The 12,187-nt window shown below is 43.8% G+C and carries 9 protein-coding genes; all 9 read left to right on the top strand.

The annotated features are described in order from the left end of the window. The 9 genes from FGG79_RS08535 to addB all read left to right on the top strand — a co-directional run bounded on the left by FGG79_RS08535 (position 1) and on the right by addB (position 12,187). Entirely contained in the window at positions 1–1,005 is a 1,005-nt protein-coding gene (locus FGG79_RS08535; RefSeq protein ID WP_138777281.1) for a 3-oxoacyl-ACP synthase, read from the top strand. Between the two features lie 15 nt (positions 1,006–1,020). Beyond that, on the top strand, positions 1,021–1,932 hold the full coding sequence (gene phaZ, locus FGG79_RS08530) for an intracellular short-chain-length polyhydroxyalkanoate depolymerase (RefSeq protein WP_138777280.1): 912 nt from the start codon (positions 1,021–1,023) through the stop codon (positions 1,930–1,932). Beyond that, complete coding sequence (gene fabG, locus FGG79_RS08525) at positions 1,929–2,672, top strand: 3-oxoacyl-ACP reductase FabG (protein WP_138777279.1); 744 nt, start codon at positions 1,929–1,931, stop codon at positions 2,670–2,672. Before phaZ ends, fabG begins: the two co-directional genes overlap by 4 nt. A gap of 25 nt (positions 2,673–2,697) precedes the next feature. Then, positions 2,698–3,876 carry a thiolase family protein gene (locus tag FGG79_RS08520; RefSeq protein WP_138777278.1) on the top strand — a complete coding sequence of 393 codons (1,179 nt, stop codon included), beginning with the start codon at positions 2,698–2,700 and terminating at the stop codon, positions 3,874–3,876. A gap of 277 nt (positions 3,877–4,153) precedes the next feature. Continuing rightward, a complete protein-coding gene (locus tag FGG79_RS08515) occupies positions 4,154–5,314 on the top strand; it encodes an endonuclease (protein WP_481747259.1) in 1,161 nt (386 codons plus the stop codon). 362 nt (positions 5,315–5,676) lie between these two features. Further along, positions 5,677–7,164 carry a class I adenylate-forming enzyme family protein gene (locus FGG79_RS08510; protein ID WP_138777277.1) on the top strand — a complete coding sequence of 496 codons (1,488 nt, stop codon included), beginning with the start codon at positions 5,677–5,679 and terminating at the stop codon, positions 7,162–7,164. A 49-nt stretch (positions 7,165–7,213) separates the two neighbouring features. Beyond that, positions 7,214–7,762 (top strand): GNAT family N-acetyltransferase, encoded by a 549-nt coding sequence (locus FGG79_RS08505; protein WP_138777276.1) that lies wholly within the window; start codon positions 7,214–7,216, stop codon positions 7,760–7,762. Between the two features lie 309 nt (positions 7,763–8,071). Then, complete coding sequence (locus FGG79_RS08500) at positions 8,072–8,458, top strand: VOC family protein (RefSeq protein WP_138777275.1); 387 nt, start codon at positions 8,072–8,074, stop codon at positions 8,456–8,458. Between the two features lie 240 nt (positions 8,459–8,698). Continuing rightward, on the top strand, positions 8,699–12,187 hold the full coding sequence (gene addB, locus FGG79_RS08495) for a helicase-exonuclease AddAB subunit AddB (protein ID WP_138777274.1): 3,489 nt from the start codon (positions 8,699–8,701) through the stop codon (positions 12,185–12,187).

Raw genomic sequence — 12,187 nt, 5'->3', positions numbered from 1 at the left:
ATGACAATCGGCATACTAAGTACCGGATTCTATTTACCCTCAACTATCATGACAAGTGAGGAAATTGCGGAAAAAGCAGGACTTCCTTTAGAGGTTGTAGAAAGCAAAATGGGAATCAAGAAGAAAACGGTTCCAGGTCCGGGGGATCATACATGTGCCATGGGGATTCAAGCGGCACAGAAAGCAATTGGAAAAGCAGGCATCGAGCCCAAAGATATCGATGTGGTCATTTATGTGGGGGAAGAACATAAAGAATACCTCCTTTGGACAGCCGGTATCAAGCTCCAGGAAGAAATCGGCGCATACAATGCCTGGGCATTTGACGTTTCCTTGCGATGCGGAACGACCATTATGGCAATGAAACTTGCAAAAAGCTTAATGGAAACGGACCCTTCCATTAAAACAGTGCTTCTTGCAGGAGGTTACCGTAACAGTGATTTCATAGACTATGAGAATAGCAGAACCCGATTTATGTTCAACCTGGCCGCTGGCGGTGGAGCGGTAATTCTCCAAAAAAACCTTAAGAAGAATGTTGTATTGGAAACAGCCATCATCACCGATGGCTCATTTTCAGAAGACGTCATTGTCCCAGTAGGCGGAACAATAGAGCCCCTGACAGGAGAATCCTTAGGTAGATATAAGCTTGACGTGACCGATCCTGAAGGCATGAAAAGGAGACTAGAACAGAAATCAATGGACCATTTCATAAAGGTCGTCAGAGAATCCCTCTATCAGAGCGGATTCGACGAAAAAGATATTTCCTATGTTGCCATGCTTCACATGAAAAAGTCAGCACATCGTTACGTATTAAAAGAATTGGGACTCACGGAAGAGCAATCCATCTATCTTGAAGAATACGGACATATAGGGCAATTTGATCAAGTACTATCACTGGAATTGGCTGAAGAAAGAGGGAAGCTGAAGGATGGGGATGTAGTTGTCTTAGTCAGTGCCGGTATTGGGTATGCCTGGGGAGCGACCACCATACTTTGGGGGAATTCATAAAAGGGGGAAAACAATATGGAAACGGTTCAACTAAAGAAAGTATTGCTTGGAAATGGAGAAACGTTCGCTTACAGGGAACGGAGTGGGGGACATATCCCGTTGGTCCTGGTGCATGGGAATATGACCTCATCCAAACATTGGGATGTGGTTCTCGATAAAATGGATGAAAGCTATAAGATTTATGCTGTTGATATGAGAGGTTTCGGGGAGTCCAGCTATCATGGTGAGATTGGGAGTATAAAAGACTTGTCAGATGATTTGAAAGATTGGGTGGAATTGCTAGGGCTCAGTGGTTTTTCCATGATGGGGTGGTCGACAGGCGGAGCGGTCGCCATGCAATTTGTCGTCGATTATCCCGATTATTGCAAAGATCTGATCTTACTGGCTTCCGCTTCCACAAGAGGCTATCCATTCTTCGGTACGAAAGCGGACGGCACACCTGATTTAGGAAATCGCCTGGGTACGATTGATGAAGTGATAGACGACAGTGGCAAAACAGTCCCGGTTCAGGCTGCCTATGACGGAAATGACCGGGAGTTCTTACGCACCCTGTGGAATGCCCTGATCTATTCCCATAATCAGCCGGAAGAGGAACGATACGAAGAATACATCGATGATATGAGGACCCAACGGAATTTGGCCGATATTTATCAAGCATTAAATACATTTAATATAAGCGACGTCCACAATGGTCTTGTTGATGGTACAGGAGAAGCGGGCTCCATTGCAATCCCGGTCCTGGTGTTAAGAGGAGACAGGGATTATGTGATTACAAAAGAAATGACCGAGGAAATTGTCGAGGATATAGGAGAAAACGCTACATTTGTAGAATTAAAGAATAGTGGGCATTCCCCACTAATAGATGATATAGATCAATTGCTTGAAGTAATAGAATCGTTCTTGCAAACGAAGGAGGAGCTGGCATGAGACTTGTAGGGAAAGTTGCCTTAATCACGGGCGCTGCAAACGGCATTGGATATGCAGCCGCAGAAACATTTGTAAAAGAAGGGTGTCATGTTGCCCTGGTGGATTTCAATCAGGATGCCGGGGAAGAAAAAGCACAACAGTTGAACAAAATGGGTACGGGAAAAGCAACCTTTTTTCAAGGAGATGTAGCGGACCGCTCATCCGTTGATTCTTTTGTTAAAGAAGTAAAGGAACATTTCGGAAAGATCGATATATTGATCAATAATGCGGGGATTACTAGGGACGGTATGGTTCATAAGCTGTCCCAAGAGGATTTTCAGAAGGTACTGGATGTGAATTTAACGGGTGTATTCAATTGTACTCAGTCGGTTCTCCCCCACCTGATCGAAAATGGAAAAGGGAAAATCATCAACACTTCTTCTGTAAGCGGTGTGTACGGAAATGTCGGTCAAACCAACTATGCTGCAACAAAAGCAGCCGTAGTCGGAATGACGAAAACATGGGCAAAGGAGTTAGGAAAGAAAGGAATCAACGTCAATGCAGTTGCACCTGGCTTTACTGAAACGAGCATGGTGGCAGAAGTCCCTGAAAAAGTCATAGATCAAATGAAAGCGATGATTCCTCTTGGGAGATTAGGAAAACCGGATGATATCGCGAAGGCATACTTGTATCTGGCATCAGATGATAGTGACTATGTAAATGGCACCGTACTCCATGTTGATGGTGGCATCATGATGTAATTTGATAGGAAAGGGAAGTGACAAAATGAGAAATGTAGTCATCACATCAGCTCTCCGAACACCGGTTGGAGCATTTGGAGGGGCATTAAAGGGCCTTCTCCCGACAGACTTAATCGTACCTGTCATGAAAGAAGTAGCGAAAGAAAGCAGATTATCCTCAAGTGATATAGATGAGGTGATCCTCGGGCACTGCATCCAACGGACCGATCAGCCGAATACGGCAAGAACGGCAGCGTTACTGGCAGGGTTCAATGACACCACGACGGGCTATACGATTCAACGTCAATGCGCAAGTGGCATGCAGGCCATCATTTCAGCAGCCATGCAAATTCAAACAGGTTTATCGGATATTGTGCTGGCAGGAGGGGTCGAAGCAATGAGCTCCAGTCCGTATATTTTGAAACAGCACCGATTTGGTCAACGGCTTCAACACGGCGAAATTCGTGATTCGGTTTGGGAGGTACTTGAAGATCCAATTCATGGCATAATGATGGGGGAAACCGCCGAAAACCTTGCCGAATTACACTCCATATCCAGGGAAGAACAAGATGAATTTGCAGCTCTCAGTCATAAGCGGGCGGTAGCAGCGATGGAAAAAGGCTATTTCGATTCACAAATCGTACCACTTACCGTAAAGGAACGTAAAGGTGAGAAGGTCATTGATAAAGATGAAAGTCCCCGAGAAGGGCTGAAGGTGGAAAAGTTGCAGAACTTGAAGCCTGCATTCCGTGAAGGAGGGACGGTTACTGCCGGAAACTCTTCAAGCCTGAATGACGGAGGAGCCGCCCTGATCTTAATGAGTGAAGAGGAAGCAGAGCGAAGAGGATTACAGCCTCTTGGGAGAATCGTCGGTTACTCTGTGGCAGGCGTCGATCCGAAGGTGATGGGGATCGGTCCGGTACCGGCCATTCAAAAGGGGTTACATACGACTGATAATTGGTCATTGAATGATATTGATCTATTCGAAATTAACGAGGCATTTGCGGCACAGTATTTAGCCGTAGAAAAAGAACTTGGTCTTGATCGGGAAAAAGTTAACGTGAATGGAAGCGGCATCAGTATCGGACATCCGGTCGGGTGCACAGGTGCTCGACTCGTCGTCTCTTTACTTCATGAGTTGAAGCGTCGTGAATTGAAAAAAGGAATTGCCTCATTATGCGTTGGCGGGGGCATGGGAGCTTCGGTTTTCGTAGAAGGAATGTAGAAGGGAGTGCTGGTCCTTATAGGGGCTGGTGCTTTTTTTGTTCTACTATAAAGATTATCGAAATTCAATCATGACTCAATTTTCGAACCAATACCATACCTTCGAATAAAAAGAGTCATTTAACTGATATCAATAGATATTTTTAATTATCGAATCGTTCACACAATGGAGATATGCAATTAGACTCATTTTCCCTTATTTACACAAAATTTACTCTATTATGACAATTGGTGTAGTACGCTAAATATGTAGTCACATTACAAGGAGGCGAAGTAGTTTGAAGGTATTACAGAAAAAGGTCATTGGCATTTTTGCTTTTGTATTTCTTTTTACGATTGCGTGCAGTCAGGTATCTCCAAGTCAAATGAGTGCTGCCGGAAACGGGACGTGGAGTTCCCCTTACACAGTGGATCAAGCCATATCGAATCAAAATGGATTCAACCAGACAGTGGAGGGGTATGTGGTCGGACAGCCCACTTCGACGTCATCCGTTGTCACGAGTAACTTTCCGAACGATTATGCATTAGCATTAGCATCCACACCGTCAGAATCCAGTACCGATCAGATGGTGTATGTTCAAATTCCATCTTCTTATCGATCAAGCTATGGACTGCAAAGCAATCCGGCTTTGATGGGTGAAAAAATCAAAGTGACCGGAAGTATAACGGCTTATTTCTCCCATCCGGGAGTGAAGTCGACAACTGCATTTGAATCAGTGGAAGATGGCGGAACAGATCCAAGCGATCCACCTGCTTATGAAGAATACTATAATGCAGCAGAAGGGAAAACGGGGGAATCGTTGAAAACGACATTACATAACATCATCGACGACCATCAAACCCTTTCCTATGATGCTGTGTGGGGTGCGTTACGCAATACGGATGAAGATCCGAACAATCCGAATAACGTCATCCTTCTATATTCCGGTCGCTCCCAATCGAAAACGACAAACGGCGGCGGAATAAACGACTGGAACCGTGAGCACGTATGGGCGAAATCCCATGGAGACTTTGGGACGGCCCAAGGACCAGGAACGGACCTCCATCATTTAAGACCGACCGATGTATCGGTCAACTCTACAAGAGGAAATCTAGACTTTGATAATGGTGGGACTCAGCATAGCGAAGCGCCGGGCAACTACTACGACAGCGATTCCTGGGAACCCCGTGATGAAGTAAAAGGTGACGTTGCACGTATGATTTTCTATATGGACGTCCGCTATGAAGGGGACAGTGGTGAACTGGATTTAGAACTGAACAATAACGTCAACAACGGAAGTGCCCCTTATATGGGGAAAATGTCCGTCCTTCTTGAATGGAATGAACAAGATCCAGTCGATGCCAGGGAAATTCGCAGAAATAACATCATTTATGAACAATATCAAGGAAACCGAAACCCATTTATTGACCACCCTGAGTGGGCAGAAATGATTTGGTAAGCTTAGTTGAGCCTGGGATTTCCCAGGCTCTTTTTTTTGGCTATTTTCGCAAAGATTGTTTTTTTCTAACATAGGAGCTGTCAAGGCTTTGTCTATGAGTGAGTGCGATAGATGGTGAGGAGGCTCAAGCTCACGCCCAGCGGAAAGCGAGCACCTGCTGCGGAAATCACTACACACTATCAAAAAGCAACAAAGTTTACGAAAACAGCCTTTTTAAAAAAATTGTAGTGGCACAAACGGATTTCTGAATGACCTCTTCAGAATCCAACTTATCCATCAGCCATGGGTCTATCTCCAATTGTAACTCATTTGTAACCTCCACCATCTATCATGAAATTAACCATCCAAAGGAGGAGATGAACATGGAAAGAGCTACAGATTGGTTGCAGAAGCGATCAATGATCTCTCCTAATCACGTTGCATTAATAAATGCTTCTACGAACGAAATGATCGATTATCGCACTTTAGATGAACGGGCATCTAAGTGGGCTCAATATATGAATGATACCGGAATAAAGAAGAAAGACCGGGTGGTGTTCATTTCCACTAACCATACGGTCTGCTTCGAGCTGTTGTTTGCATGTGGAAAGATTGGTGCTATATTTGTACCCTTGAATTGGCGGTTATCTCCATCTGAAATCAGGGCGATTGTGGACAATTGTACGCCAACCCTATTATTTTATAAGAACGGATTCCAATCCCTTGTTCACGATTTGCCTCTTAGCTGCCACCGGCATTGCATAGACGATGTGATGAAGGAAGTATACTCACAGGAGAATACTGGAGTACTATGTACGAGTCTCTTATCCTCGGATCCGTGGATGATGATTTATACAGGGGGAACGACGGGGAGTCCAAAAGGAGTCGTTCTTTCCCATCAATCGATCACTTCCAATGCCCTGAATACGGTAGTGAGCTGGAATTTGTCTGAGGATGACTGCACGATGACCTATTTACCAATGTTTCATACAGGGGGCTTAAATGCTTTATCGATCCCCCTGTTGATGGTTGGTGGGAAAGTCGTGATTGCTGAACGATTTGAACCCAATCAAGCGATACACGCCCTGAACGAATATGGTTGCACCATTGTGCTACTAGTACCTACGATGTATCACTTGCTAATGGAAAATAAGGATTTCGTCCATGTTCGGTTTCCAAAAATGAAAGTATTCCTTTCAGGAGGAGCACCTTGTCCAGGGAAGGTATATGAATTTTTCAAGGGGAAAGGGATTCCATTTAAAGAAGGCTATGGTTTGACCGAAGCGGGTCCAAATAATTTTTACATCGATCCATCCCGAATGAAAAAAGGGTCAGTGGGAAAAGCAATGATGTTGAATCGTGTGAGAGTCATCGATGAAAGGGGAAACCCGGTCCGGCAGGGGGAAGTGGGAGAGCTATTATTGGGAGGAGATCATTTATTCAAGGAATATTGGCGAAATCCCGAACAAACACAGGAGGTATTAAAAGACGGTTGGCTGCATACAGGTGACTTGGCGAAGTATGATAGGGATGAAGATTACTATATTGTTGGACGGAAAAAAGACATGATCATATCAGGAGGAGAAAATATTTATCCCGAAGAGCTTGAGCATTGGCTGAGCGAGCATCCTTCCATTTCTGAGTGTGCAGTAATCGGTTTGCCTCATGAAAAATGGGGAGAAATCGTAACGGCTTATATTTCACTTCGAAACGGTGCTAACATGACCACGGAGGATGTGAAAGTACATTGCTTACAAAAGTTTGGCAAATACAAAATTCCCAAGGACTATCATTTCATTGATGAACTCCCGAAAACCGTCGTGGGTAAAGTCGATAAAAAAGCGATAATGGCATTTTCACAAGGGCAATAAAGGAAAAGGAGGGGAAGACCCCGAAATACATATGTCGAGGTGAAAAAAGATGAAACGTTTATTAACAGGGTCAAGAGTCTACCTTTCTGGTTTTCAGGATGAAGATATATTGGCCATAAGGGAATGGAATCAAAATGAAGAAGTTCAGAGATTACTTGATGCCATCCCCCACAAACCGAAATCAGAAGAGGAAATGAAGAAATGGATGGGCAATCCAGGGCACAATGGGTTTCGGTTTGCAATCCGACTAAAGGATAATGGCAGGATCATTGGCTTTGTTGAATTGGATGGCATCCTATGGAACCATCGAGTGGGAGGGATAGCCATATCCATAGGGGACGAACAGTCATGGGGATATGGATACGGCAAGGAAGCGATAGAATGTCTCTTAGCGTATGCCTTTCATGAATTGAATTTATACCGTGTACAGTTGACGGTCTTTTCATATAATGAGCGAGCCATCCGATTATATGAATCATTGGGATTTCAGAAAGAAGGAAGCTACCGCAAATTTCTACAAAGAGACGGAAAACGATATGATATGCTCTTATATGGTCTACTAGTAGATGAATGGAATGCAGGTGTGAAAGAAGGATGATGCCGTCCTTCTTTTTTTGGTGAGAACATTGGGCTGTAGCGACCGAGGGTTCAGTCAATTGCTGTTTTTACTAATAGACGCATAAACCAAGATAAATGACGCAAATAATTTTAAAATGACGCATAAAAAAGAAAAACGACGCAATAACCATATAATAGACGCATAAAGCTTGAAAACGACGCAATAAAGCGAATATAGCGTAGATTTTAGGGTTCCATGAATATAAAAATTGTAAAATCTCCCTTATTTCCTTTATTAATAGAGCGAAACCCTTCATTTTTTTGCAAAAAAAAGAAAGGAGGACTACCTATGAACATCACAGGCTTCAATCACGTCACGATCAACGCCAGGAGTTTAGAAGAATCATTGCCTTTTTATCTGGAAATCTTACAAGCTACTCTTGTGCACAAGGGAAAAAGGGATGCTTATATGGAATGGGGGCCAGTATGGATCTGCCTCCAGGAAAAAAGCGACCTTAAATTGAACAGGGGATATGGAATCGATCACATCGCCTTCACCATAGATGAAGAAGGATTCTGGGAAGCTGTTCAAACGTTAGAAGAGAATAATGTGAATATGACTAGAGCCCCATTAAAAAGAGGAAAAGGCTGGAGTGTGAATTTTTTAACCCCCGATAATGTCCAATTTGAGCTCCACACGTCAAACCTGCAAGAAAGAATGGACGTATGGCGATAAACCTCCATGTCGTCCTTGTCCTCCCGTTATGATAATAGACCCTCTCCTCCATGAATGCAGAATTAGGTCTGAACGTAATGGAGTTACAGGATGATGACCTTCACTAAAGAGGATGTTCCAATTCCTTTCATTCAAGACTGAGACGGGAAAGATTTGCCCTAGTGTACTATAATGAACCTATACAATGATTCGTATAACCCCTGAGTTAAAATAGATAAGATTAAGAAGAGGAGTGAGGGAATGTCTGTACGATTTATTCTCGGACGCTCCGGTACGGGGAAAACCTTTCGCATATTGGATGAGATGAAGCAAAGCTTATTAGAAAAGCCGAACGGGGATCCTATTATCTACATCGTACCGGATCAAATGTCATTTATATCGGAATACGAGCTTGTGAATACGCCGGGATTGAACGGGATGATCCGTGGACAAGTGTTCAGCTTCACACGATTGGCGTGGAAAATCCTCCAGGAAACCGGCGGTATGAGCAGGTATCACCTGTCTGATGTCGGATTGAATATGATGATTCGAAAGATTATAGATGAAAACAAAGAAAATCTACATATTTTCACAAAGTCTTCAGAAAAACCGGGATTCATTCATCATGTGGAAGCGATGTTGACCGAGTTCAAACGATACTGCATCACACCTATGGACCTTCATCAATTTGATAGAGAAGGTGAAAGAGAAGGCACCAAGGTGCTGAGGGATAAACTACATGACCTTGAACTGATTTATGAAAAATTCGAGGAAAAGCTTCTCGGCAAATACATTGATTCGGAAGATTACTTTCAATTGCTGGCTGATAATGTGAAAAATTCTGAGCTTCTGAAAGAGGCAGAAATCTACATTGATGGCTTTCATAGCTTTACACCCCAGGAGTACCTGATCATAGAGCAGCTTATTCAACAGACGAAGAAGGTGACGGTTGCTCTTACAACAGATCCGGAACAACAAATGGGTGCCATGAACGAATTAAGCTTGTATCGGATGACGAACGAAACCTATCAAACGCTTCAAGACATCTGTCATAGTGCAGGGGCATCTGGAGAAGAAGACGTAATGATCAAACCGATTCGCTTTCATAATGAATCGATGCTCCATTTAGAGCGTCATTTTGAAGAACGTCCTACGATTCCATTTGAAAAAGGGAATGGGGAGATAGAATTTCTGGAAGCGTCCAACCGCCGTGCAGAGGTGGAAGGGATTGCGAGGGAAATCAGAAAGCTTGCAAGGGAAGTTGGCTATCGCTATAAGGATATCGCCGTATTGGTCCGAAATAGTCAGGATTACCGTGATAAGGTAGAGACGGTATTTCAAGACTATGAGATTCCATTCTTCCTTGATCAGAAGCGGACGATGTTGAATCACCCCCTCATTGAATTGATTCGTTCAACACTGGAAATCATGAACACAAACTGGAGATATGAACCTGTCTTTCGGGCAGTGAAAACAGATCTCTTATTCCCCTATCAGAAGAATCCTACCGATCTCCGTGAAAAGATGGATAGGTTAGAGAACTATGTATTGGCTTATGGGATTAAAGGGGACCGCTGGACGAAGAAAGATAGGTGGAAATACCGTCGATTCCGAGGTCTTGAGCATGTTGATGCCACGCAAACGGATCGTGAACGGGAGCTTGAGCATGAGATTAACGAACTGCGATTATTTATTTCTGCGCCGATCATCCGTCTCGGAAAACGTTTAAAAAAGCAATCGACCGGACGGGAATTCTGCGAATCTCTCTATTTGTATCTGGAAGAATTGGATATCCCGGCAAAGCTTGAGCGTTTACGGATCGAGGCGGAAGAAAAAGGGGACTTGATTGCTGCAAGAGAGCATGATCAAGCATGGTCAGCGGTGATGGACTTGCTTGATCAGTACGTAGAGATGCTTGGTGATGAAGAAACAACGATGAAGAAATTTTCCGCCATCCTGGATGCGGGAATTGAAACGATGCAGTTCTCGTTAGTGCCGCCAGCCATTGACCAGGTTATTATCGCTGATTTGGAGAAATCAAGGCTTGGGGATATTAAAGCAGCTTTTATCATCGGAGCGAATGATGGAGTTCTCCCTGCGAAGATGAATGAAGACGGGGTCCTCTCCGATGAAGATCGTGAGTCATTGATCGGAAGGGGATTTAAGATTGCCCCAAGTAACAGGACGAAGCTCCTTGATGAGGAGTTTGTGGCATATAAAGCTTTTACGACTCCGAGTGAGCGTTTGTTTATTAGCTATCCGATTGCAAATGAAGAAGGAAAAGCATTACTGCCTTCCTCGTTTATTAAAAGACTCAATGAAATGTTTCCTGAGGCAAGTACAAAGCTTCTGATTAATGAACCTTCTGAGCTAACAGAAGAGGAACAACTCCATTATGTATGTCATCCGAATGTGACGATTTCTCATTTAACGTCTCAATTACAATTGAAGAAGAGGGACTACCCGATTTTTGATTTCTGGTGGGATGTGTATAACTTCTATACAACGTCCAACGATTGGAAGTGGCACTCTCAGCATATTTTATCCAGTCTCTTTTACCAGAATCGGGCGGATCAGCTATCAGAAGATACGAGTAAGGAATTGTACGGAGACCATATCCTGGCCAGTGTTTCTCGGATGGAGCTATTTCATAGCTGTCCATTTTCTCATTTCGCAAGCCATGGGTTGAAGCTTAGAGAGAGGGACTTCTTTAAGCTTGAGGCACCGGATATCGGTGAAATGTTCCATTCGGCTTTAAAATGGATATCAGAGGAAGTGGAACGTCATGGATTGACCTGGGCCTCACTATCGAAAGCCCAGTGTATTCAGCTGGCGAAAGAAGCCGTTCTGATGCTGGCACCGAAGCTTCAGCATCAGATTCTCTTAAGCTCGAACCGGTATTATTACATCGCTAAGAAGCTTGAGCAAATCATTAGTCGGGCGAGCCTTATTCTTAGTCAACATGCGAAATCGAGCGGTTTTGTTCCGGTCGGTGTAGAGCTTGGGTTCGGACCCAATGCGACCCTTTCCCCATTCCAGTTCCAGTTGAGAAATGGGACAAGGATGGAGCTTCAAGGAAGGATTGACCGGGTAGACAAAGCGGAGGATGCTAGCGGAGTATATCTCAGAATCGTCGACTATAAATCAAGCGCCAGGGATTTGGATATGACTGAAGTATATTATGGGTTGGCTCTCCAAATGCTGACATATTTAGATATTGTCTTAACGAATTCGACGCAATTTGTCGGGAAGGAAGCAAAGCCTGCCGGCGTACTCTATTTCCATGTTCATAACCCTATGATCAATAGTAAGAAAATCTTGACGTTCGATCAGATTGAACAGGAAATCTTTAAGAGCTTTAAAATGAAGGGATTAGTCCTTGGAGATTCAGATATTGTCCGATTAATGGATCAAACGCTAGAGACTGGGAATTCAGATATCATCTCGGCTGGCATCAAGAAGGACGGATCATTATCTTCCCGTTCGAAAGCTGCTTCAGAGGAAGACTTCCACTATATGCGACAACATGTGCGAAAGCTCTATGAAACTTCAGGGAACAGAATCATCTCAGGTGAAACAAACATTTCCCCTTACAAGCTGAAGGACCGGACACCATGTCAATTTTGTTCTTTCCGCTCCGTCTGTCAATTCGATCAGTCTCTGGAAGAGAACGAGTACAGGGTGTTGCCGACAGCAAAACCGGAAGATTTATTAGCGAAAGTGCGAGAGGAGGTAGAATCAGGTGAGTAA

The sequence above is a fragment of the Bacillus sp. BHET2 genome, assembly GCF_005938125.1.
In the GTDB taxonomy this organism is placed as follows: domain Bacteria; phylum Bacillota; class Bacilli; order Bacillales; family Bacillaceae_B; genus Rossellomorea.
This window is presented reverse-complemented; position numbering and strand designations above follow the sequence as displayed.

Excerpts from the sequence above, each read along its gene's own strand:
- FGG79_RS08535 (WP_138777281.1), top strand. The coding sequence starts at position 1 with ATGACAATCGGCATACTAAGTACCGGATTCTATTTACCCTCAACTATC.
- phaZ (WP_138777280.1), top strand. The coding sequence starts at position 1,021 with ATGGAAACGGTTCAACTAAAGAAAGTATTGCTTGGAAATGGAGAAACG.
- fabG (WP_138777279.1), top strand. The coding sequence starts at position 1,929 with ATGAGACTTGTAGGGAAAGTTGCCTTAATCACGGGCGCTGCAAACGGC.
- FGG79_RS08520 (WP_138777278.1), top strand. The coding sequence starts at position 2,698 with ATGAGAAATGTAGTCATCACATCAGCTCTCCGAACACCGGTTGGAGCA.
- FGG79_RS08510 (WP_138777277.1), top strand. The coding sequence starts at position 5,677 with ATGGAAAGAGCTACAGATTGGTTGCAGAAGCGATCAATGATCTCTCCT.
- FGG79_RS08505 (WP_138777276.1), top strand. The coding sequence starts at position 7,214 with ATGAAACGTTTATTAACAGGGTCAAGAGTCTACCTTTCTGGTTTTCAG.
- FGG79_RS08500 (WP_138777275.1), top strand. The coding sequence starts at position 8,072 with ATGAACATCACAGGCTTCAATCACGTCACGATCAACGCCAGGAGTTTA.
- addB (WP_138777274.1), top strand. The coding sequence starts at position 8,699 with ATGTCTGTACGATTTATTCTCGGACGCTCCGGTACGGGGAAAACCTTT.